The sequence below is a fragment of the Nonomuraea africana genome (assembly GCF_014873535.1).
Lineage (GTDB): Bacteria > Actinomycetota > Actinomycetes > Streptosporangiales > Streptosporangiaceae > Nonomuraea > Nonomuraea africana.
The window spans coordinates 517,158-539,233 of record NZ_JADBEF010000001.1; the positions used below are offsets into that span (position 1 = coordinate 517,158).

Genomic DNA, 22,076 nt, shown 5'->3' on the forward strand with positions numbered 1-22,076 from the left:
AATTCCGGAACGGCGGTCGGATTGGGCTTGACCGGTGCCGTGCAGGTGGGTGTCGATACATCCCCGCTCGACGTGGCCGTGTATCAGCGCCGGTGTTGGTCAGGATCGTGCTCGCCTGACCGCGCCCTGGCTGTGCTGCGGCCGTTCGTGCCATGGGCGGACCAGGACGTCGCAGGTCGGAGGGAGAAGGGTGATGGCTGACGGCACTACGTTCAAGCGGTGCTCCTGCACGGGAGTCGACGGCAAGGCGCTGGGGCAGAAATGCCCCAAGCTGCGGCGCCCCGGTGGGGGCTGGAGCAATCGGCATGGCATATGGAGCTACCAGATCGAGCTGCCGGCCACCGTGGAGGGAAAGCGCCGGGGTCCGCTGCGTCGTAGTGGTTTCGCGACCCAGGACGCCGCGAACAACCAACTGGGGCAGGTGCGTGAACTGCTCGCGCTGGCCGACCCCAGCGAGCTGGTGACCCGCAACCAGATCGCGGATCTGATCAAGAGAACGCTGGCCGAGACCGATGCCCTGCCCAGTGTGGAGGTGGTCCGCCGCAGGGTGCGGACCCGGCAGGACCTGACCCGGGACGTGACGGTCGGGCAATGGCTGGAGGAGTTCCTCAAGCGTAAGCGGAAGATCGAAGAGACGACCCGGCGCTCCTACGAAGGCCACATCAGGCTGTACCTGACGCCATACCTGGGCCATATCCGACTGGATCAGCTCAAGGTCGGCGACGTGGCCGGGATGTTCGAGCAGATCGAGGAGTTCAACGACGTCATCGCCGAGCGCCGAGCCAGCGCCGATCGCGAGGTGCGGGCCGGCGTCAAGTATCGGCGTCCGGTCAGCACGACCACCATGCACAGCATCCGGGCGACGCTTCGGCACGCGCTGAACATGGCCATCCGCCAGGACCGGCTGATCGACTTCAATCCCGCAGCAGCGCTGGAGATGCCGGCCAAGACCCGCCCCAAAGCGCTGGTGTGGACCAGGGACCGGGTTGACGACTGGCATTGCGAGTTCCAGGACTACCGCAGGGCGGAGAAGCTGCGGCGTGGTGGGCGGCGGGTCGATCCGATCGACGCCTACATCCGGGTGCCGCGCCCTTCGGCGGTGATGGTGTGGACGCCGGAGCAGAGCCGGCTGTTTCTGGAAGAAGCCAGCCGGCATCGGCTGTTCGCCCTGTATCGGCTGATCACGCTTCGAGGGCTGCGGCGCGGCGAGGCGTGCGGGCTGCGCTGGAAGGACGTCGATCTCGACGCCGGAACCGCGAACATCGCCTGGCAACTGGTGCAACTGGCCGGACGGATCCACGAGGGCAGGCCCAAGACGGACGCCTCCATGCGCACCATCGCCCTGGATGCCGAAACGATCGCGATCCTGCGCGCCCACCAGAGATGTCAGCGCGAAGAACGGCTCGCAGCGGGGGAGGCCTGGAAGGGCACCGACTTCGTGTTCACCCAGTCCGATGGGGATCGGCTGCACCCGCAGCATGTGTCCGACCAGTTCCTGTGGTTGGCCTATCTGGCGGGACTGCCGCCGATCCGGCTTCATGATCTACGGCATGGCGCGGCCTCGTTGATGCTGGCCGCGGGCGTGGAAATCAAAGTGGTTCAGGAGACGCTCGGGCACACCTCCAGTGCTTTCACCGCCGACACCTACACCTCGGTCTTTCCACAGGTGGCGATGGCGGCGGCGGAGAAGACGGCGGCGCTGTTGCTGGGAGACGACGATCAGGATGGGCAGGGCGCGCTGAGGCATCTCCGCGCCTAGCCGGAGGGGGAGAGCCTGGCCGGGGTAGGAGAACGGCCTCGTCTCGCCGGAATCGCGGCGGAACGGGGCCGTTCATCTTGACGCCGCCCCAGTAAGCGACGCGCTGGATAGCATGATGATCATGGTGTGTACGGGGTTGGTACGGGCGAGCACCGCGCGAGCACGGCTCGGCTAGAACTATATTCCGCAGCGCTGGTACGACATGCATTGCCGCAGGTCAACGGCATGATCAAAGCGCGCCCTGCAGGATTCGAACCTGCGACCGTCGGATTAGAAGTCCGGTGCTCTATCCAGCTGAGCTAAGGGCGCTCCCGCCTAATTGTGCATGATCCTGGGAGCACGTACGTACTCGATTCCTTGTGTCATGGCACTCGCTCCGCTCGGCGACCACTCACCCTTCTGGTCCGCATGCCGCGACTCCATGCTGAGCTGGGCTTTCGTGGTCGTGGTAGGCGATCGCGCCCTTCCGGTCGTGCTGTATACGGCCTGTCCCTGGTTGGTGAGGGTGAGCTGGGGAGCCGGAGCCTGGTGCCACGACTACTGCCGCGCGCCCGAGTGATCCGACGGCGAAGAGCACGATGGTGCCGACATTGCCACGCCGGGCGTGGCGCCCGGTTGGGAGGGTGGGGCTGCGGAGCGGTGGGCGGTTCGTGCCTACAACCCCTACAGGGGCCGTGTTCCGGCCGGGACCCGCATTCATGAGCTGATGTGGCCGGGTGCCGATCGGCGGGGGAGTGTCCGAAAACCCCAGGCGGGAGGTGTACATATAGGGCTAAGGTGTCGTGGCATGGTCGCGACGGTCCTGCAGGAGATCCCTCTGCAGGGCGGGGACGTGACGGACGGAGTGGTGCGGATCGCCGACACGGTGCGTAGGCCCATCTGCCGTTCCAGCCCCGCCGTGCACGCTCTGCTCCGCCACCTCGAGGAGGTCGGCTTCGACGGAGCCCCACGCCTCGTGGGCGTGGACGACGCCGGTCGCGAGATCATCACCTTCGTTCCAGGTACGGCCGGGCTGACCGCCGACAGCGTCACCGATGAGGCGCTCGGCGGACTCGCGGTGCTGCTGAGGCGCTTCCACGACGCCACAGAGGGTTTCCCGCTCGCCGGACATCACTGGGAGGGCGGGTCGAACGACGACGACGTCCCCGAGGTGATCGGGCACTGTGACCTGACCCCTGACAACGTGATCTTCCGGGGGTCCGAGCCGGTCGCGCTCATCGACTTCGATCTGGCCCGGCCGACGACCAGGGCGTTCGACGTGGTCACCACGCTGCGTCACTGGGCGCCGATCGCCGATCCCGTCGACCGGCATCCGCTGCTGCGCCACGCCGACGTGGGCGCGCGGCTGAGGCTCTTCTGCGAGGCATACGGCCTGCCGCCGCGCACCCGCCGCCGCCTGCTCCCGCTGGCGAGGCTCCGGTTCGGGAGGTCCTACGAGGTGATGCGGGCCCGCGCGGCCGAGGGTGGCGGCTGGGCCAGGTTGTGGGAGGACGGCGCGGGCGAGCGCATCCGTCGGGCCGCCGCATGGCTCGACACCCACGAAGATGAGCTTCATGCACATCTCGTCTAGGTCCGCGGGAATCGCACTCGGAGTTCTCGTGGACGCCGTCGTCGGCGACCCCCGGCGGGGCCATCCCGTGGCGCTGTTCGGGCGCGCCGCGGCGGCGCTGGAGAAGCGGCTGTACGGCGACGCCCGGCCGAACGGCGTCGCGCACGTCGCGATCTGCGTCGGCGCTGCGGCGGGCCTGGGCGCCCTGGCGTCCGCGGCGGGCCGCACCATGACGGGAAGCCCCAAAGCCGCGCAAGCGATGACAGGCGTCACGAAGGACGGGGTGGGTGGCCCGAGAGCGGTGGTGGAGATCGGGGTGACCGCCGCCGCGACCTGGGCCGTGCTGGGCGGGACCACGCTGGCGCGCGAAGGTGTGCGCATGGCCGAGTCCCTCGAAGCCAAGGACATCGAAGCCGCGCGCCGCCGCCTGCCCCATCTGTGCGGCAGGGATCCGCGCGCGCTCGAGGCGCCCGAGCTGGCCAGGGCCACGGTCGAGTCGCTCGCCGAAAACACCTCCGACGCCGTCGTCGCCCCGCTGTTCTGGGGCGCGGTCGCGGGCGTCCCCGGCCTGCTGGCCTACCGCGCCATCAACACGCTCGACGCGATGGTGGGCCACCGCTCGCCGCGGTACGAGCGTTTCGGCTGGGCCGCGGCCAAGCTGGACGACGTCGCCAACTACGTGCCCGCCCGGATCACCGGGCTGCTGGCCGTACTCGCCGCTCCTGACCGCGGGCGCGCCCTGCGGGTGCTCAGGAGGGACGGTCACCGGCACCCCAGCCCCAACGCGGGCAGGTGCGAGGCCGCGTTCGCGGGCGCGCTGGACGTCACGCTGGGCGGCGTGAACGTCTACGGCAGCAGGATCGAGCACCGTCCCGAGATGGGGGACGGGCCGCCGCCCGAGGTGCGCGACATCCGCAGGGCGGTGAGGCTCACCAGGACGGTGAGCCTCACGGCCGCCGCTATCGCCGTGCTTGTTCCAGCACTCTGGCCGCGTCACGCTCGAAGAAACCGCGCGCGAGGAGCGTGATCACGCCGCCCACCACCATGGGCGGGATCAGCGCGTACATGCCGGTGGTCAGCGAGCCGCTGCTGTCGGAGATCCGTCCGACGATCAGTGACCCGAACGCGCCGCCGAACGTCGTCAGCAGCTGCAGGACGGCGAAGCCGAGCCCGCGGGCGTGCGCGCCGACCACGTCGGCCAGGCAGGCGGTCATGTTGGGGATCGCGATCGACATGAGCGTGCTGGCCACCAGCGTCAGGACGCTGAGCCAGAGCATGGAGTCCATGGCCAGCGCTCCCGCCAGCACCGCGGAGCCGGCCGTGATGCCGCCGCCGCCGGCGAGCAGGCGGCCGCCCTTGATGGTGCCGTGCCACTTCGAGCCGAGGCGGGAGCCGATCAGCGTGCCGAGCACCGGTCCTGTGATCGTGATGAGGCCGCTGACCGAGCCCGCGACGCCGGTGCCGACGCCGAAGGTGCGGACCATGAGCGTGGGCATCCAGAAGAAGATGCCGGCCAGGCCGAGCGTCAGCAGCGCCAGCCCGATGCAGACGATCAGGAGGGTCGGGATGCGCAGGACCTCGAGGAAGCGCCCTGCGTTCCTGACCTTCACCGCGGGTGTCTCGACGGTCTCGGCGGAGCCGCCCGCGACGAGTTCGTCCAGGTGCCCTCTGGCCGGCTCGCGCAGCCGCCAGCACAGCCACGCGGTGATCAGGCCGGGGACGACCATGACGAGGAAGGCGGTCCGCCAGTCGAACACCTGGGCCAGGACGCCGCCGAGCAGCGTGCCGATGCCGCCGAGGTAGGTGGTGACCCTGGTCAGGCCGTACGCCTTGGCTCGGGAGACGGGCGGGTAGTAGTCGGCGGTCAGGGAGCCGGAGGCGGGGTTGTCGATGCACTCGGCGGCGGCCAGGAAGACACGCATGGCGTAGAACATCGCGAAACCGACGGCCAGGCCGGAGCCGAGCGTGGCCACGGCCCAGAGCAGCACGACGATCGCGAGGATGCGCGTCCTGCTGACCCGGTCGGCGAGGTATCCGGCGGGGATGGCCACGATCGCGGCGGCGAGCGCGGAGGCGGTCGGTATCGAGCCCGCGGCGGTGTCGCTGAAACCCCATTCGGCCTGCACGTGCGGGAGCACGCCGGACAGGAGGTTGTGCTCCACGCGGTCGACCAGGCCGACGACGAACAACACGATCAGCGGAGCCCAGCCGTAGGGGGCGCGGGAGTCGGCGTCGATCCCTGTCGGGGGTGGGTTGCCGAACAGGCGGGTCGCGACCATGCCCCATCCTTTCCAGAATTCAATTCTAGGAGTTTGTTCTAGACAGAGTGGCAGAAGTCACAGCGAGAGCCAAGGGGCAGCCGGGCTCCCCCTGCGGTTCCCCGGCGCTGGACCGCTACGGTGGCGGCGTGAAAGGTGCGCTGCTGGTCGCGGGGACCACGTCGGATGCGGGCAAGAGCGTGGTGACGGCGGGGATCTGCCGCTGGCTGGCCAGGCAGGGGGTGCGGGTCGCGCCGTACAAGGCGCAGAACATGTCGCTCAACTCCTTCGTCACCGCCGACGGCGCCGAGATCGGCCGCGCGCAGGCGATGCAGGCCCAGGCGGCGGGGCTGGAGCCGCTCGCCGACATGAACCCGATCCTGCTCAAGCCGGGCAGCGACCGCCGCAGCCAGGTCGTGCTCATGGGCAGGCCGCTGACCGACGTCGACGCCATGGAGTACGGCGCGCTCAAGGACTTCCTGCGGGAGAAGGCACTGGAGTCCTTCGACCGGCTGCGGTCCGCCTACGACGTGGTGATCTGTGAGGGCGCGGGCAGTCCCGCCGAGATCAACCTGAGGCGCGGCGACATCGCCAACATGGGCCTGGCCCGCGCCGCCGGCCTGCCCGTCGTCGTGGTCGGCGACATCGACAGGGGCGGCGTCTTCGCCGCCTTCTATGGGACGGTGGCCCTGCTCGACCGCGCCGATCAAGCCCATATTTCCGGATTTATCGTGAACAAGTTCCGTGGAGCCGTCGAACTGCTCGAACCGGGCCTCGACACGCTGCGCGCCCTCACCGGCCGTGAGGTGTACGGCGTGCTGCCCTGGCTGGAAGGCCTGTGGATGGACGTCGAGGACTCCCTCGCCCTCGACAACCGCCCTTCCACCACCGGCACGCCGTACGGCAGGCAGACCCTCCGCGTCGCCGTCGTCAGGTTGCCGCGCATCTCCAACTTCACCGACCTCGACGCGCTGGCCGGTGAGCCGGGCGTGCTGGTCCGCTTCGTCACCACCCCCGCCGAGCTCGACGACGCCGACCTCGTCGTCCTGCCGGGCTCCAAGGCCACGGTCGCCGACCTCGCGTGGCTCCGCTCGACCGGACTGGCCGACGCCCTCATGGCGCGCGACCTGCCGATCCTGGGTGTCTGCGGCGGCTACCAGATGCTCGCCCGCGAGATCGTCGACGAGGTGGAGTCGGGGGCCGGCCGGGTGAAGGCGCTCGGGCTGCTGCCGGCGCACGTCACGTTCGCGAAGGAGAAGCGCCTGGCCAGGCCCACCGGCGAGGCGTACGGCCACGCGGTGTCCGCCTACGAGATCCACCACGGCGTCGCGACGGTGGAGGGCGGCGAGCCGTTCCTCGACGGGTGCAGGGTCGGCGCGGTGTGGGGGACGACGTGGCACGGGGCGCTGGAGAACGACGACTTCCGCCGCGCGTTCCTGACGGAGGTGGCCGCGTGCGCGGGCCGCGACTTCGTCCCCGCGCCCGCCACGAGCTTCGCCGCGCTCAGGGAGGCCCGGCTCGACGCCCTCGGCGACCTGGTCGAGCAGCACCTCGACACCGACGCGCTGCTCAGGTTGATCGAGGGCGGCACCGGGCCCGTGCCGTTCCTGCCACCAGGGGTGTGAGCACGGGCGGGCCGTTGGGCGGGCGATCCGGTATGTCCCTCCTGGACGGCCCGATCCCGTGGCGCGGACGTGAGGGGCGCGGCCATCGCCCCTGGCGGGTCCGATCCAGCGTCTGCGGGAGCGGGGTCGTCAGTGGATGCGGTCGGGGATGGTGCGGGGGAGGGCGCGCAGCCAGGTGTCGACGTCGTGGGGCCACCACCGCCCCGCCGCCAGCCTGCCGAGCGTGCCCGCCACGCTGGCCGCCGACGAGGGCGAGGGCACCACCCGCACCGGCGCCGCACCCGCCAGCACCCCCAGCCACCAGTGCCGCTCCGTGGCGGGCAGCTCCTCTGGGTCGAGCACGACGTAGTAGTCGGGCAGCACCACCCGCTCGTCCCGCAGCGCCGCGAGCGTCTCCTCGATCGCGACCTCCAGCCCTCCGACGGGCTCGGTGCCGTCGAAGAAGCCCGCCCACGCGCGCCCGACCTCGGCCAGCGGGTCGGCGTCGTGGACCACGTAGGTGGACCTCGCTCTGGTCACCGCCTCGGTGACCTGCTCGGGCAGCAGCTCGCCCGCCGTCAGGGCGCGCACGTTGTGCAGCCCGTCGAGCCCCTCGACCACCTCGGCCGCCTGCTCTCCCGTCACCACGACCACCGTGCTGCTCACCCGCCGCATGTCTGGAGTCTACGAAACGCGTGTGCTTCAATCACCTGACGGGCATGTGGGGCGCCCGCTGACACTCGTTGTCCAGGACATTGGCAGGCCCCCATGAACGACAGCGACACCCTCGCCCAGCTGGCACGGCGTGCGGTCAGGGCGAGCAAGCGCATCGAATGGCACAACAGGCTCGTCCGCGACCTGGAGCTGACCCGGCAGAAGCTGCGGCGCGCCACGCGACTCATCGAGGAGCTGTCGGCCGCCGAGCCTCCGCCGCCCGAGTACCTCACCGCCGTCCGCTCGGCGCGGCGCCGGCCGTACCAGCGGGTGACGGTGGTGATCGACGGCTCGCCCTGCCTGATCGGGCTGGGGCAGGGCGGCTCCTGGTGGGGACGCGAGGCGGAGGACTGGCGCAGGACGGTCGAGGTCGTCAGGCAGGTGCGGGGGAGGCGGCTCCCGTGATCGCGCCCACCGTCTACCGGCCCCTGCCGCGCCCACAGGCCTGGCTGATCACCTGGATCGACGGCGAGCCGGTCGTCGTGATCAACTCCACGCTCGGCGAGGACGAGCAGCGCGCCGCGCGCCTGGACGCCCAGCGCGCCGCCCGAACCACCCGCCCCCCGACAGACCCAGAGTCGTCGTGAGAAGCGATCGCATGAAGGCGGTGGGGCGGCCCCAGGCGGCCGGGAGAACCTGAGGTGGCCCGGAGAAAATGAGGCGCCTGGGGAATCCGGGGCGACCGCCCAGAGCCGACTGCCTAGGCGGTAGCGGGGCGTAGGGCCGCGGTGGGGGTGTCGGCGAAGAAGCGGACCGAGGTGACCGACTCCGTGGCGCCCAGCGGCCGCGTGACCGTGATCGGCTCGGCCAGCTCGACGACCACGTTGGTCTGCGAGGAGACCGCCACGCTGAGCCGTCCGGCGGCCACCGTGACCATGCCGGTCTCGTTGTAGGCGCGCGAGACCCGCATCGAGGTGATCAGCTCGCGAGGGATGCGCAGGTCGAAGTAGGCCCCGCAGCGGATACGCAGCTCGTCGTCGGTGAGGACGTGCGGCCTGGTGACGCAGGCCGCCCCGAAGGCCAGCCCGAACAGCACGCCGTACAGGTCGATCACCAGGACGGCCACGCGGATCGGGGTCGGCACGTCGAAGGCGACCAGCAGGAGATCCACGGCCACCAGCTCCACGACCATCATGAACAGCACGAGCAGGATGGTCGTGCTCTGCTCCTTGGAGTAGGAGAGCGCCGTCGCGCCGGGCGGCACCCCGTGGCGCCGCCTGACCACCCACAGGCCCAGGCTGACCATGCCCTTCAGCTCGAACTCCAGCAGCTTGCGCACCGGCGCGGGCACCAGCAGCCCGTAGGTCGCCGACAGCGCCGCCCGCCGTCCCATGCCGGCCCGGCGCGAGGCGCCGAACAGCCGGTAGGCGGTCACCGCCTCCAGCGCGAGCACCAGCGCCACGACGGCCTCGCCGGCCACCAGGACGGGCGCCGGCAGCGGCACGCCCGCGATGAGCAGGGTCATGAGCAGCAGTTCGGCCGGGACGACGGTGTACAGCGCGGCGCGCGCGAGTCTGAGCATCACACTCTTCCCTTCAGGGTGAGCAACAACAGCCTGAACACCTCGGCCTGGGCCGGGCTCAGCTCCTCGGCCAGCGCCTCCATCCATCTCGACCCCGGTCCTGAGTACGACACCATCGCCGTGGCCATCTCGGCCGGCAGGTGGTCGGCGAGGTCGCCGGCGAGGGCCGCGATCCTGGGGTCGCCGAGCTCGGCGTCGTCGAGCTCGTCGAGCCGCGCGTAGAGCTCGTGCCCCTTGGCGAGGGCCTCGGGCGTGGTGAGCGGGCCGAGGAGCGCGAGCACCTCTGCCTCGCCGCCCATGGTGCTGACCAGTGCCAGCATCTCCCTGTCGAGCTGGGCGAACCGGGAGCCGCCCGACGACAGGTCGCGCAGCGCCGTGGCGACGCCGGGGGAGACCAGGGAATCGGGGTTGAGGTCCACCAGGGCCAGCAGCTCGGCCAGCCTGTCGCGCCTGACCCTGATCGCCTCCTGCTGCCTGGCCAGGTCGGCGTCGAGCTCCTCCAGCACCTCGCGCAGCTCCTTGCCCGCGTCGTCGGCCAGCACGTCGCGCAGCTCGTCCAGGGACATGCCGAGCGCGGCCAGCTGCCTGATGCGGGACAGGAGCACCGCGTCGCGCAGCCGGTACTCCCGATAGCCGTTGGGCAGCCGTTCGGGTTCGGGGAGAAGGCCCAGGTGGTGGTAGTGGCGCACGGTCCGGGTGGAGACCCCGACCAGCGCGGCGAGCTCGCCGATCCGCATGGCCTCATTACATACGTTGACGTTACGTCAAGGTCAATCTCGTAGATACCTACTATTCCAGTAGGTTAATATGGGTTTTGTCGAACCCCCGTACCGAAGGGTCATCTCCCCATGCCTAGACGCGTCACAGCGGCCGTGCTCCTCGCCGTCACGGGACTCCTCGCCGGCTGTGGCGGGGGAGCGCCCACGGCCAAGGCGGCGCCAGCCGGCCGGTCCGTGTACGGCGGCACGCTCACCTACCTGGAGCATCAGCCGCCGTCCTGCCTCTACCTCCCGGCGGCGGGCTTCTATCCCAACGGCGGCCTGCTGAACCAGCTCACCGACAAGCTGACCTGGCAGAACCCCGAGACGCTGGCGATTGAGCCGTGGATCGCCACCAAGTGGGAGATCAACAAGGACGCCACCGAGTACACCTTCCACCTGCGCGACGGCGTGACCTTCAGCGACGGCAGCCCGCTCGACGCCGCCGCCGTGGCGGCCAACTTCGACGTGTACGGCAAGGGCAGCACCGAGCTCAGGCTCCCCCCTGCCGAGTTCGTCAACAACTACGAGCGCAGTGAGGTCGTCGACGCCAGGACCGTGCGCTTCCACTTCGACAAGCCGTCGCCCGGCTTCCTGCAGGGCACCTCGGTCATCGGGGCGGGGCTGGTGTCGAAGCGGACGATCGGCCTGCCGTACGAGGAGCAGTGCCAGCTGAAGAACGTGGTCGGCTCCGGCCCGTTCACCGTCGCGAACCAGATCGTGGACAAGCAGATCGACCTGAAGGTTCGCAAGGACTACAACTGGGCGCCGCCGTCCTCCAAGCACCAGGGGCGCGCCTACCTCGACGAGATCAAGATCATCGTCACCCCCGAGGACAACGTCCGCGTGGGCGCGCTCACCAGCGGACAGGCCGACTTCGTCCGCTACGTGCAGGCCTACGACGAGCAGACGGTCAAGAGCGCGGGCTTCACCCTCTACGCCGAGCCGACCAGGGGTGTCAACAACGGCCTCTACCTGCGTCCCTCCAACAGCATCCTGAGCGATGTCAGGGTCCGCAGGGCGCTGCAGAAGGGGACGAACATCAAGGAGGTCGTGGACACGCTGTTCACGCCCAGCTATCCGGTGGCCACCTCGGTGCTCAGCCACCTCGCCCAGGGCTACACCGACCTGGCCAAGGAGCTGGTCTTCGACCCGGACCAGGCCAACCGGCTGCTCGACGAGGCGGGATGGAAGCGCGGCGCGGACGGCGTCCGCGAGAAGGGCGGCAGGAAGCTGGAGCTGGGCGTGTTCGTCTCGCTGCCGCAGCCGCTGTCCAAGCAGACCCTCGAGCTCGTCGCCCAGCAGTGGGCCAGGCTCGGTGTGAAGCTGGAGGTCAGACCGGGTGACGCGGGCACCCTCGCGGTCGACATCAAGAACGCCGAGAAGACCGCGATCAGCCACGGCATGGTCGGCCGCGCCGACCAGGACGTCATCAAGAGCCACTTCCACAGCGAGAACCGCGACGTCATCCTCTCCGAGGACGAGAAGCTCGACCGGCTCCTGGAGGAGCAGTCCGCGCTGGCCGACGCCGGCGAGCGCAACGCGAAGGTCGGCGAGATCCAGCGCTACGTCATCGACCAGGGCTACGCGATCCCGCTGTTCGAGGAGCCGCAGGTGTACGGTGGCGCGCCCACCGTCCACGGCGTGAGCTTCGAGGCGGTGGGACGGCCCAGCTTCTACTCGGTCTGGAAGTCATGAGGAGGGCGGGGCAGGCGCTCCTGGTCCTGTGGGCCGCCTTCACCGCGAGCTACGTGCTGCTGCACCTGCTGCCGGGCGACGCGATCCTGATCAAGTTCCAGAACCCCGAGCTGGGCCTGTCGCCCGAGCAGATCGCGCGCATCAGGGAGGCGTACGGCTCCGACGGGCCCGCCGCCTACCTGCACACGCTGCTCGGCTTCCTGCGCGGTGACTTCGGCTACTCCATCGACACCGGCACCCCCGTCGTCGAGCGGCTGGCCGAGGCGCTGCCCGAGACGGCGAAGCTGGCGGGGCTCGGGTTCGCGGTGGCGATCGGGCTGGCGCTGGTGATCGCGTTCACGCCGTGGCTGAGGGAGCTGCCCTCGCTGTTCGTGGCGATTCCGGTCTTCTGGATCGGCATCCTGCTGATCCAGCTGTTCTCCTTCAGGCTGAACCTCGTCCCCGTGATCGGCGGCGACGAGTGGCAGCAACTGGTCCTGCCGGTGCTGACGCTGGCCATCCCCGTCTGCGCGCCGATCGCCCAGGTGCTGGCGCGCGGCATCGAGCACGCCTCCGCCCAGCCGTTCGTCCAGGTGGTGGCGGCCAAGGGCGCCTCGCGCCGGTGGATCCTGTGGCGGCACGTGGCGCGCAACGCCGTGCCGCCCGCGCTGACCATGGCGGGGCTGACCTTCGGCGAGCTGATCGCCGGATCGGTGGTGACCGAGACGGTGTTCGGCAGGAACGGCGTCGGCAGGCTCACCGAGCAGGCGGTCAGCAGCCAGGACACGCCGGTGCTGCTGGCCGTGGTGGTGCTGGCCGCGACCGTGTTCGTCCTGGTCAACCTGGTCGTGGACATGCTGTTCCCGCTCCTGGACCCGAGGCTCAGATCATGAAGTGGATCGTCGTCGCGCTCGTCCTGCTCTGGGCGGCGGTGCCGGGCCTGTTCACCGGATACGACCCGATCGCGGGTGTGCCCGCGGACAAGCTGCTGCCGCCGAGCACCGAGCACCTGTTCGGCACCGACGCCGTCGGCCGCGACCTGTTCGCCCGCGTCGTCCACGGCTCGGTCCACTCGCTGTCGGGCGCGTTCGTCGCCGTCGGCGTCGGGCTGCTGCTCGGCACGCTGCTGGGGCTGCTGGCCGGCGCGCTGGGCGGCCTCGCCGACACGCTGGTCATGCGCGTGGTGGACGTGCTGCTGTCGGTGCCTGGGCTGCTGCTCGCGCTCACCGTGATCATCCTGCTCGGGCCGGGCACGGTGAACGTGGCCCTCGCCGTCGGCGTCGGCTCGGTGGCGACCTTCACCCGGCTGGCCCGCTCCGAGGTGGTGCGGGTGCGGCGCACCGACTACGTGGAGGCCGCGTTCGGCAGCGGCGGCGGGTTCGCGGGCGTGCTGTGGCGGCACGTGCTGCCCAACTCGCTGGGGCCCGTCATCGCGCTGGCCGCCCTGCAGTTCGGCGCGGCCATCCTGGCCGTCTCCACGCTCGGCTTCCTCGGCTACGGCGCCGAGCCGCCCACTCCCGAGTGGGGGCTGCTCATCTCCGAGGGACGCAACTACCTGGCGACCGCCTGGTGGCTGACCACGCTGCCGGGAGCCGTCGTCGTGGCCGTGGTGCTCGCCACGGGCCGGATCAGCAGGAGGATCGATGAGCTTGCTCGACGTGCATGACCTGACCGTGTCGTACGGCGGGCGCCGCGTGGTCCACGGCGTCTCCTTCAGCGTCGCGCCGGGCGAGGCCGTCGCCGTGGTGGGCGAGTCGGGCTCGGGTAAGACCACGACCGCCCACGCCATCATGGGGCTGCACCGGGCCGACGGCGGCCAGATCTTCCTCAACGGCACCGACATCGCGCGCTGGTCCTCCCGCAGGATGGAGTCGGTGCGCGGCGCGCGGATCGGGCTCGTGCCGCAGGACCCCGGCACCTCGCTCAACCCGGTCAAGACCGTCGGCGCGCAGATCGGCGAGGCGCTGCGTATCCACAGGCGGGGCGACCGCCGTTTCGTGCGGCACCGCGTCGCCGAGCTGCTGGTCAGGGTCGGCCTCACCGAGGGGCACGCCGCCCGGTACCCGCACGAGCTGTCTGGTGGCATGCGCCAGCGCGTGCTCATCGCCGCCGCGCTCGCGCCGCGCCCGCAGCTGATCATCGCCGACGAGCCCACCAGCGCCCTCGACGCGACCGTGCAGCGGCGCATCCTGGACCTCATCGACGACCTGCGCGCGGAGTTCGGGACGGCGCTGCTGATGGTGACGCACGACCTCGGCGTGGCCGTGGGCCGCGCCGACCGGATCGTGGTGATGAAGGAGGGCCGCGTCGAGGAGCAGGGCCCCGCCGCCTCCGTCGGCTACGCCAGGCGGCCGGAGCGAGCGGACTTCCGCGCCCCCGCCCCCGAGGTGCCCGTCGCGCTGGCCGTCAGGGAGCTGGTGAAGGACTACGGCGCGGTCCGCGCGGTCGACCGGATCTCCTTCGAGGTACGGCAGGGCACCACCCACGCCGTCGTGGGGGAGTCCGGCTCGGGCAAGACCACCACCGCCCGCATGATCGCCAGATTCGCCGAGCCGACCTCGGGCGAGGTCGTCGTGACCGGCGCGGCGGGCGGGCGAGACTTCCGCAGGCACGTCCAGCTCGTCTACCAGAACCCGTACGGCTCGCTCGACCCGCGCCAGAGCGTCAGGCGGATCGTCGAGGAGCCGCTGCGCAACTTTCGGCTGGACGGCTCGGCCGCCGAGCTGCTCGACCGGGTCGGCCTGCCCGCCGCCCTGCTCACCCGCAGGCCGCGTGAGCTGTCGGGCGGCCAGCGGCAGCGGGTCGCGATCGCCAGGGCGCTGGCCGTCTCGCCGAGGCTGCTCGTGCTCGACGAGGCGGTCTCCGCGCTGGACGTCACGTCCCAGCAGCAGATCCTCGACCTGCTGGAGACGCTCCAGCACGAGCTGGGCATCACCTACCTGTTCATCTCCCACGACCTGAACGTCGTGCGGCAGATCTCCCACACCGTGTCCGTCATGAACAAGGGAAAGATCGTGGAATCGGGAACCACCAGGGACGTCTTCACCGACCCCCAGCACGCCTACACCCGCGAACTGCTCGCCGCCATCCCCGAGCCGGTCCGATGAGCCGCAGGAGACTCGGCTTCTTCACCAGGCTGCTCGACCGGGCTCCGGCGGCCGAACGCTACGAGCTGGCCGCCGAGCAGATCGCGCACGCCGAGGCGACCGGCTTCGACTCCGCCTGGGTGGCCCAGCACCACTTCAGCGAGAGCGAGGGCGGGCTGCCCGCGCCACTGGTGTTCCTGGCCGCCGTGGCCGCGCGGACAAGCCGCATCAGGCTCGGCACCGGCATCATCACGCTCCCCCTCGAGCACCCGGTACGGGTCGCCGAGGACACCGCCGTCCTCGACCTGCTGTCAGGAGGGCGGCTGGAGGTCGGCGTCGGCAGCGGCGGCACCGCCGCCTCCTTCGCCGCCTTCGGCCGCGACAGCGCCGCCAGGTCGGCGATCTACGCCGAGCACCTCGCGGTCCTGGTGAACGCCTGGTCGGGCGGCGACCTCGGCGGCGGCAACCACCTCTACCCCGCCGCGCCCCGGCTGCTCGGCGCGATCTGGGAGGCGACGTTCTCGGTCGGCGGCGGCGAGCGGGCGGGGCGGGCGGGCAACGGCCTCATGCTCTCCCGCACCCAACCGCGCGCCGAGGGGGTCACCCTGGCCGAGGCGCAGCGGCCGATCGTGGACGCCTACTACGAGCACCTGCCTGCTGGTGCGGCCCCGCGCATCGTCGCCTCCCGCACCGCCTTCGTCGCCGACTCCCACGAGGAGGCGCGGCGGTACGCGCAGGCGGGCCTCGCCCGCGCCTCCCGCCAGTCACCCGAGCTGGCCGCCTTCCTCCAGGCCGACACGCACGTCGGCACGCCCGACGAGGTGATCGCGAGCCTGCGCGCCGACCCCACCCTCGACAGGGTCACCGACCTGGTCTTCCAGGTGCACTCGGTGGACCCGCCGCACCCTCTCATCCTCCGCTCGATCGAGCTGCTGGCCACCAAGGTCGCGCCGGCGCTCGGCTGGACCCCTTCGGAGCACGCGTGAGCGACATCATCGACCGCCTGGCGGGAGTCGAGCCAGGCTCGCCCCTCGACGTGCTGCGCAGGCGACGGCCCGACGCCAGGGAGCACGCCCAGCGCGCCTACGAGGCGCTCTTCGTGCCGAGGAACGCCCGCCACGAAGGCGGCGTGAGCGAGGTCGGGCTCGAGGAGGTGACCCAGGCCGAACGGCACGCGGTCGCCGCCTTCGTCGCCGACCTGCACCGGCACGAGAAGGCCACCGCCTTCTACGCCGAAGCTCTCGACCCCGACCTGGCCAAGCGGGTCGCCGGGCAGTCCACGGCGGGAAGGGCGCAGGGCCCCTACGGCCGCTACCGCGACCCCGAGCTGGCCCACGAGTGCGTGGAAGGGCCGCGCTTCGGCGCCGAAGGGATCGACGGCAGGCTGGCGGCGGCGCTGGAGCACGCGCACCTACTGGTGTTCCGCCCGAGGGAGGCCGCGCCCGAGGACCTGGACCGGCTGCGCGAGGCGGGCTGGTCCGTCACCGGAATCGTCACGCTCTCGCAGCTGGTCGCCTTCCTCACCTTCCAGATCCGTGTGGTCACCGCACTGGAGGCACTCGCATGAAGTTCACCCGGGACCAGCTCGGCTGGGAGCCGTGGATCGAGCCGCTGGCCGAGGACGAGCTGAGCGACGAGCACAGGCACGCGCTGGTCGACAGGGCCAGGGCCGCCTCGCCGTACTTCAGGCTGCTGGCCCGCGATCCAGCCGTCCTGCACGCCCGCACCAGGACCGACAACGACATCTTCCACAACACCGAGGGCGGCCTGCCGCGCGGTGAGCGGGAGCTGGCCGCCACGGCCGTCTCCCGCGACAACGGCTGCGTCTTCTGCGCCTCGGTCCACGCCCGCTTCGCCGCCCATCACACCAGGCGGGAGGACGACGTCCAGCGGCTGCTGGACGAGGGAACGGCGGCCGAGCAGGATGACAGATGGCGCGCGATCATCGACGCCGCCGTGGCGCTGTCCGAGACCCCTCCGCGGGCCGACGTCGCCGCGCTGCGCGAGCTGGGGCTCGACGACCTGGCCATCAGCGACGCGCTGCACGCGGCCGCCTTCTTTAACTGGGCCAACAGGCTCATGCTTTCCCTGGGAGAACCACGATGAGTCTTGACCACCTGGTCTACGCCGTTCCCGACCTCGAGGAGGGGGTCGCGGTGTTCGCCGAGAGGACGGGCGTACGCCCGATGAAGGGCGGCTCGCATCCCGGCGGGACCGCCAACTACCTCGTCGGCCTCGGCCCGACCGCCTACCTGGAGATCATCGGGCCCGATCCCGAGGTGGAGGGCGCCAGGCCGAGGGCGTTGGGTCTCGAGACGCTGACCGAGGCGCGCCTGGCGGCGTGGGCGATCCGTCCCGAGGACCTGGACGCGACCGTCGCGCGCGCCCGCGAGCGGGGATACGACCCGGGAGAGGTGCAACCGCTGTCGCGCCGCACGCCTGACGGCACGCTGCTCGAATGGCGGCTGACCCGCTGGGACAATCCGGCGGCGATCAGGCCGGTGCCCTTCCTCATCGACTGGGGCACGACCAGGCACCCCGCCGCCTCGGGGCTGCCGCAGCTCACGCTGGCCGCCTTCTCTGCCGTCACGCCCGACGTGGCGGCCGTGCGCGCCGACCTCGACGCGGTCGGCGCCGAGCTCGACGTCGAGGAGGGGCCCGAGGTCCGGCTACGGGCCGTCCTCGACACCCCGAAGGGCAAGGTGGAGCTGGCGTGAGCAGCCTGCGCGAGTATCTCTCACAGAAGCGGGCGGCGCTGCTGGCCAGGCGCGAAAGCCAGGCAGGCGGACCCGTGCCGCTGCGCGCGAGCGTCACGGCCGAGGGCCGCAGCGGGGTGCGCAGGATCAGGATCAGGGACTTCCAGATCCTCAGCGACAGCGGCCCCGACTTCGCCGGCTACGACCTCGGCCCGGGCTCGCCCGAGTTGCAGGCCGGCGTGCTCGGCAGCTGCGTCACCCACATCTTCCTGATCAAGGCGGCCGAGCTGGAGGTCCCGCTCGACTCGCTCGCCGTGGACGTGGCGGCGGAGTACGACCCGCGCGCCCAGGCCCCTGGCAACCTCGACATCCCTGTGTACCCGCAGAACTTCAGGTACGAGGTGCGCGTCGACTCGCCCGCCTCCGACGAGGAGTTGGCCAGGCTGCACGCCGAGGTCGAGAGGGTCTGTCCCATCCTCAATCTGATCCGCCACCCCCAGGAGATCAAGGGGCAGGTGGTGCGAGCGGCCTCAGCGTGACCGCCTGAGCAGCCAGATCAGGTAGGGCGTGCCCACGAGCGCGACGATCAGCCCTGACGGCAGCTCCTTGGGGGCCAGCAACCACCGGCCGAGGCTGTCGGCGGCGACCACGAGCGCGCCGCCGAGCAGCATCGCCGCGGGCAGCAGCCGCCGGTGGCCGGGCCCGACCAGGCGGCGGGCCAGGTGCGGCGCGACCAGCCCGACGAACCCGACGGAGCCCACCGCCGCGGCCGCGCCGCCCGCCAGCAGCGCGCCGGCGCCGAGGACGACCATCCTGGCCCTGTTGAGCGGCAGGCCGAGTGAGCGGGGCAGATCGTCGCCGAGCGCCAGCAGGTCGAGCGGCCTGGCCGCCAGCCAGAGCAGCACGGCCGCGGCCATCGGCGGCGCCAGCCACACCAGATCGTCGCTCGACCTGGCGTAGGTGCTGCCGCTCATCCAGGTCAGGGCCGCGGCCAGGGCCATGCCCGCCTTGAGCGTGGCGAGATACACCAGGGCCTGCGTGCCCGCCAGGATGCCGATGCCGACCAGCACGATCCGCACCGGGTCGAAGCCGCCCTTCCGGTAGGCGACCGCGGCCAGCAGGCCGAGCGCGGCCAGCGCCCCCGTGAAGGCCACCAGCGGCAGCAGGGCACGCGGGGCGCCGGGCACCAGGACCAGCAGCCCGACGGCCGCGACGCCCGCTCCGCCCGTGACACCGAGCAGGCCCGGCTCGGCCAGCGGGTTGCGGATCACCGCCTGCACGGCCACGCCCGCCGCGGCCAGGGCCGCGCCCGCCACGGCGGCCACCACCAGGCGCGGGACGCGCAGCGCCAGCACCCGCCTGATCAGCTCGTCGCCGGGCGCGAGGATGTCCGCGAACGTCACGGGTACGTCGCCGATCCTCAGCCCGAGCACGAACACCACGGCCAGCGCCGCCCCCGACACCGCCAGCACGACCGGGTACGGCAGGCGGCGCCGCCCCGGCAGTGCCACCGCCGCGCCACGCTCGACCTGGCCGGAGGCCAGACGCCTGGCGAGCACGACGAAGAATGGCGCGCCGAGCAGCGCGGTCACGATCCCGGCGGGCAGCTCGGCGTGCCCCTGCGCGGGGTCGAACACCGCGCGGGCCAGCGTGTCGGCGCCCAGCAGCAGGACCATGCCGGTGACGGCGGCGGCGGGGATGAGCGTGCGGTGCCGGCCGAGACCCAGCAGCCGGACGGAGACGGGGGCGATGAGCCCGACGAAGGCCAGCGGTCCCGCCACGGTGACGGCGGCGGCGGCCAGCGCGATGGCCAGCAGGAGCGCGCCCGCCCGCACCCTGGTGACGGCGGTGCCGAGCGAGCGGGCGACATCGTCGCCGAGGGCCAGCAGGTCCAGCGGCCGGGACAGCGCCGACGCGGCGAGCACGGCGGCGGCCACGACGGCGAGCAGCCAGCCCGCGCGTCCCGCGTCGGACTGGACGAGGGAGCCGCTGCCCCACAGGAACAGGCCGCGCGTGCCGTACTCGTCGAGCATGAGCAGCATCGTGGCGGTCGCCATCAGCGCCATGGCCACCGCCGTACCGGCCAGGATCACCCGGCCCGGAGCGTCACGGCCGCCCAGCGCGAGCACCAGCAGCGCGGCGGCCAGGCCGCCGGCGAAGGCGAGCGCGCCCTGCGGCAGCGCGCCCAGGTTCAGCCCGGCGAACGCGGCGGCGACCACGGCGAGATAGGCGCCGGCGTTCACCCCGAGCGTGTCGGGCGCGGCCGCCTGGTTCCTGGTGGTGGTCTGGATGAGCAGCCCCGAGACGCCGAGCGCGCCGCCCGCGACGATGCCCGCCAGGAGGCGGGGCAGGCGGCTGCCCACGAAGACCTCGCTCACGCCCGGCTCGGCCGCGCCCGTGAGCAGGGCGGCCACCTCGGACAGGCCGATGCCCGAGCTGCCCTGGCCGAGGTGCACCACGCAGAGCAGGACCAGCGCGGCCAGGCCCGCCGCGATGACCGCGAACGAGCGGGCTGGGGGCCTGAGGTCCCCGCCCGTGGCCGTGCTCACGCCCCCAGGGCCTTGGCGGTCTCCTCGAGCAACTGCTCGGTCGTCTTCGGGCCGCCCCAGAGCCAGGTGCCGGGGTCGAGCGGCAGCGCCCGCTTCTCCTTGACGAACGTGAGACCCTGCCAGATCGGGTTCTTGGCCAGGGCGCCGGTGAAGACGTTGTCCTTGTCGGAGGCGACGTAGAGCAGGGTGGCCCGGTCGACCTGCTTCAGCGCCTCGACGTCGGTCTCGGTCATGCCCCAGCTGTCGCCCTTGCCCTTCCACGCGTTCTTCAGCCCGGTCTCGGCCAGCACCTGCGCGGCCAGGGAGTTGTCGGCCAGCATCCGGAGCACGGGAGCGTTCTCTCCGGTGTAGCCCTGCGTGACGGTGTAGTCCGTGCCGGCCTTGCCGGCCTTCTCCAGCCTGCCCTTCACCTCGGCGATCTTCGCGTCGAGGCCGGCGAGGACCTGGTCGGCCTCGGCCTGCTTACCGACGACCACCGCGAGGTCCTTGAGGGTCTGGCGCATGTGCGCGTACTGGGTGCGCCCGGTGCCCTCGCCGGTGTAGTCGAGGACGACCACGGGCGCGATCTGCTTGAGCGCGTCGAGGTTCTGACCGACGCGGAACTTCTCGGCGACGATCAGGTCGGGCGCCAGCGCGGTGATCTTCTCCAGGCTGGGCTCCTGCCTGGTGCCGACGTCGGTGGTCCGGCCCTTCACCCGCGCGCCCGCCGTCACCCAGGTCTCGTAGTTGTCGACGTCGGCCACCCCTACGGGGGTGACGCCCAGCGCGAGGAGGTCCTCGGTGTAGGTCCACTCCAGCGACACGACCTTGGTGGCGGGGGCCTTCAGCTCGACGACGGCGCCGTCCGCGCCCTTGATCGAGACCGGCTTCGCGGCGGCCGCGGTCTGCGTGCCCTGCCCGGTGGCCTGCCCGGTCGTCGGCGCGGGGGCCGAGGCGCACGCGGTGGCCGCCATGGCGAGGGCCAGGACGGCCACGACTCTTCTCAGCATGGGGGAACTACTCCTTGGTGGTGAGATGCCCGCGCAGGGACGGCAGGCAGGTGGGACGGCCGGTCTCGGGATCGGTGGCCACGCTCACCTCGAGCCCGAAGGCGTCCTGGACGCTCGCGGCGGTGATCACTTCGTGCGGCTCTCCCGACGCGACCACCCGGCCGCCGCTGAGCATGACGATGCGGTCGCCGAACGCCGCGGCCTGGTTGAGGTCGTGCAGCACCACGCCGACCGTGAGCCCGTGCTCGTCGGCCAGGCGGCGGACCAGGGCCAGGACCTCGATCTGGTAGCGCAGGTCGAGGAAGGTCGTGGGTTCGTCGAGCAGCAGCACGCCGGTCTTCTGCGCGAGCACGACGGCGATCCAGGCGCGCTGGCGCTCGCCGCCCGACAGCTCCTCGACCCTGCGCTCGGCCAGCGGTTCGAGGCCGGTGACGGCCAGCGCCCAGCGCACGGCGTCGAGGTCGTCGGCGGTCGTCCTGCCGAGCACGCCGTGGTGGGCGTAGCGCCCGTGGCCGACCAGCTCGCGGACCGTGATGCCCGAGGGGACCAGCGGCGACTGGGGCAGGAAGGTCAGCTTCCTGGCCAGCGCACGGGTGCTGTCCCTCGCGATGTCGTGCCCGTCGAGCAGCACCGTGCCCGCGGTGGGCGCGTGCAGGCGGGCGAGCACCCTCAGCAGGGTCGACTTGCCCGAGCCGTTCGCGCCGACCAGAACGGTGACCTGGCCAGAGGGCAGCCGGACGTCGAGTCCGGAGAGGACCCGCTTGCCCTCGTAGCCGGCGACCAGCCCATGACCGACGAGATCGCCCACACCGCTCCTTAGGCAAGCCTTACCTATATCGGGGTAAACCTAGCACTAAGCGACACGGTATGGACGACGCCTCCTGGCGCCTGATGGCCGGGCGGGCCTGGGCCCGG

The 22,076-nt window shown here is 71.6% G+C and carries 22 protein-coding genes and 1 tRNA gene; 15 read left to right on the top strand and 8 right to left on the bottom strand.

Features of this window, described 5'->3' with window-relative positions; genetic code table 11:
- The first annotated feature begins 193 nt into the window (after positions 1-193).
- On the top strand, positions 194-1,759 hold the full coding sequence (locus tag H4W81_RS02330) for a tyrosine-type recombinase/integrase (RefSeq protein ID WP_192773245.1): 1,566 nt from the start codon (positions 194-196) through the stop codon (positions 1,757-1,759).
- Between the two features lie 235 nt (positions 1,760-1,994).
- Here H4W81_RS02330 and H4W81_RS02335 read toward each other — a convergent pair.
- Positions 1,995-2,068: transfer RNA gene (locus tag H4W81_RS02335), tRNA-Arg, on the bottom strand.
- Positions 2,069-2,546: 478 nt separating this feature from the next.
- Between H4W81_RS02335 and H4W81_RS02340 the strand changes: the two genes are divergently transcribed.
- Positions 2,547-3,329, top strand: a complete 783-nt coding sequence (locus H4W81_RS02340; RefSeq protein WP_192773246.1) for a phosphotransferase — start codon at positions 2,547-2,549, stop codon at positions 3,327-3,329.
- A complete protein-coding gene (locus tag H4W81_RS02345) occupies positions 3,313-4,335 on the top strand; it encodes a cobalamin biosynthesis protein (RefSeq protein WP_192773247.1) in 1,023 nt (340 codons plus the stop codon). Before H4W81_RS02340 ends, H4W81_RS02345 begins: the two co-directional genes overlap by 17 nt.
- Here H4W81_RS02345 and H4W81_RS02350 read toward each other — a convergent pair.
- On the bottom strand, positions 4,268-5,587 hold the full coding sequence (locus H4W81_RS02350) for an MFS transporter (RefSeq protein WP_192773248.1): 1,320 nt from the start codon (positions 5,585-5,587) through the stop codon (positions 4,268-4,270). The two genes, H4W81_RS02345 and H4W81_RS02350, sit on opposite strands and share 68 nt — an antisense overlap.
- Positions 5,588-5,715: 128 nt before the next feature.
- On the opposite strand from H4W81_RS02350, the gene H4W81_RS02355 reads away from it, so the two are divergent.
- Positions 5,716-7,191, top strand: a complete 1,476-nt coding sequence (locus H4W81_RS02355) for a cobyric acid synthase (protein ID WP_192773249.1) — start codon at positions 5,716-5,718, stop codon at positions 7,189-7,191.
- A gap of 129 nt (positions 7,192-7,320) precedes the next feature.
- Here H4W81_RS02355 and H4W81_RS02360 read toward each other — a convergent pair whose 3' ends face one another.
- Complete coding sequence (locus H4W81_RS02360; protein WP_192773250.1) at positions 7,321-7,845, bottom strand: hypothetical protein; 525 nt, start codon at positions 7,843-7,845, stop codon at positions 7,321-7,323.
- Positions 7,846-7,938: 93 nt separating this feature from the next.
- Between H4W81_RS02360 and H4W81_RS02365 the strand changes: the two genes are divergently transcribed.
- Together H4W81_RS02365 and H4W81_RS02370 are read left to right on the top strand one after the other, a co-directional pair.
- Entirely contained in the window at positions 7,939-8,289 is a 351-nt protein-coding gene (locus H4W81_RS02365; protein ID WP_192773251.1) for a hypothetical protein, read from the top strand.
- On the top strand, positions 8,286-8,471 hold the full coding sequence (locus H4W81_RS02370) for a hypothetical protein (protein ID WP_192773252.1): 186 nt from the start codon (positions 8,286-8,288) through the stop codon (positions 8,469-8,471). Before H4W81_RS02365 ends, H4W81_RS02370 begins: the two co-directional genes overlap by 4 nt.
- Positions 8,472-8,584: 113 nt before the next feature.
- Here the strand turns inward: H4W81_RS02370 and H4W81_RS02375 are convergent, their stop codons facing one another.
- Together H4W81_RS02375 and H4W81_RS02380 are read right to left on the bottom strand one after the other, a co-directional pair.
- A complete protein-coding gene (locus tag H4W81_RS02375; protein ID WP_192773253.1) occupies positions 8,585-9,406 on the bottom strand; it encodes a hypothetical protein in 822 nt (273 codons plus the stop codon).
- Positions 9,406-10,143: a MerR family transcriptional regulator gene (locus tag H4W81_RS02380; protein ID WP_192773254.1), complete on the bottom strand. Its 738-nt coding sequence runs from the start codon at positions 10,141-10,143 to the stop codon at positions 9,406-9,408. Before H4W81_RS02380 ends, H4W81_RS02375 begins: the two co-directional genes overlap by 1 nt.
- 111 nt (positions 10,144-10,254) lie before the next feature.
- On the opposite strand from H4W81_RS02380, the gene H4W81_RS02385 reads away from it, so the two are divergent.
- From H4W81_RS02385 to H4W81_RS02425, 9 genes are read left to right on the top strand one after another with little or no spacing between them, the layout of a single operon-like run.
- The gene (locus H4W81_RS02385; protein ID WP_192773255.1) at positions 10,255-11,862 is read left to right on the top strand and encodes a TIGR04028 family ABC transporter substrate-binding protein; all 1,608 of its coding nucleotides are present in this window, start codon (positions 10,255-10,257) and stop codon (positions 11,860-11,862) included.
- Positions 11,859-12,734 (top strand): ABC transporter permease, encoded by an 876-nt coding sequence (locus H4W81_RS02390; RefSeq protein ID WP_192773256.1) that lies wholly within the window; start codon positions 11,859-11,861, stop codon positions 12,732-12,734. Before H4W81_RS02385 ends, H4W81_RS02390 begins: the two co-directional genes overlap by 4 nt.
- On the top strand, positions 12,731-13,507 hold the full coding sequence (locus tag H4W81_RS02395) for an ABC transporter permease (RefSeq protein WP_192773257.1): 777 nt from the start codon (positions 12,731-12,733) through the stop codon (positions 13,505-13,507). Before H4W81_RS02390 ends, H4W81_RS02395 begins: the two co-directional genes overlap by 4 nt.
- Entirely contained in the window at positions 13,485-14,948 is a 1,464-nt protein-coding gene (locus H4W81_RS02400) for a dipeptide ABC transporter ATP-binding protein (protein WP_192773258.1), read from the top strand. The genes H4W81_RS02395 and H4W81_RS02400 overlap by 23 nt, the downstream gene beginning before the upstream one ends.
- The gene (locus tag H4W81_RS02405; RefSeq protein ID WP_192773259.1) at positions 14,945-15,913 is read left to right on the top strand and encodes a putative FMN-dependent luciferase-like monooxygenase; all 969 of its coding nucleotides are present in this window, start codon (positions 14,945-14,947) and stop codon (positions 15,911-15,913) included. The genes H4W81_RS02400 and H4W81_RS02405 overlap by 4 nt, the downstream gene beginning before the upstream one ends.
- Positions 15,910-16,494 carry a CMD domain protein gene (locus tag H4W81_RS02410; RefSeq protein ID WP_192773260.1) on the top strand — a complete coding sequence of 195 codons (585 nt, stop codon included), beginning with the start codon at positions 15,910-15,912 and terminating at the stop codon, positions 16,492-16,494. The genes H4W81_RS02405 and H4W81_RS02410 overlap by 4 nt, the downstream gene beginning before the upstream one ends.
- The gene (locus H4W81_RS02415) at positions 16,491-17,033 is read left to right on the top strand and encodes an alkylhydroperoxidase domain protein (RefSeq protein WP_192773261.1); all 543 of its coding nucleotides are present in this window, start codon (positions 16,491-16,493) and stop codon (positions 17,031-17,033) included. The genes H4W81_RS02410 and H4W81_RS02415 overlap by 4 nt, the downstream gene beginning before the upstream one ends.
- The gene (locus H4W81_RS02420) at positions 17,030-17,644 is read left to right on the top strand and encodes a VOC family protein (protein WP_192773262.1); all 615 of its coding nucleotides are present in this window, start codon (positions 17,030-17,032) and stop codon (positions 17,642-17,644) included. Before H4W81_RS02415 ends, H4W81_RS02420 begins: the two co-directional genes overlap by 4 nt.
- Positions 17,641-18,162, top strand: coding sequence for an OsmC family protein (locus H4W81_RS02425; RefSeq protein ID WP_192773263.1), 522 nt, complete (start codon positions 17,641-17,643; stop codon positions 18,160-18,162). The genes H4W81_RS02420 and H4W81_RS02425 overlap by 4 nt, the downstream gene beginning before the upstream one ends.
- Here the strand turns inward: H4W81_RS02425 and H4W81_RS02430 are convergent.
- Genes H4W81_RS02430 through H4W81_RS02440 form a run of 3 tightly spaced genes read right to left on the bottom strand, consistent with a single transcriptional unit; the run spans position 18,154 to position 21,969 of the window.
- On the bottom strand, positions 18,154-20,172 hold the full coding sequence (locus tag H4W81_RS02430; RefSeq protein ID WP_192773264.1) for an iron ABC transporter permease: 2,019 nt from the start codon (positions 20,170-20,172) through the stop codon (positions 18,154-18,156). The two genes, H4W81_RS02425 and H4W81_RS02430, sit on opposite strands and share 9 nt — an antisense overlap.
- Complete coding sequence (locus H4W81_RS02435; protein WP_192773265.1) at positions 20,169-21,161, bottom strand: ABC transporter substrate-binding protein; 993 nt, start codon at positions 21,159-21,161, stop codon at positions 20,169-20,171. The genes H4W81_RS02430 and H4W81_RS02435 overlap by 4 nt, the downstream gene beginning before the upstream one ends.
- A 7-nt stretch (positions 21,162-21,168) precedes the next feature.
- A complete protein-coding gene (locus H4W81_RS02440; RefSeq protein ID WP_192773266.1) occupies positions 21,169-21,969 on the bottom strand; it encodes an ABC transporter ATP-binding protein in 801 nt (266 codons plus the stop codon).
- Positions 21,970-22,076: the final 107 nt, after the last annotated feature.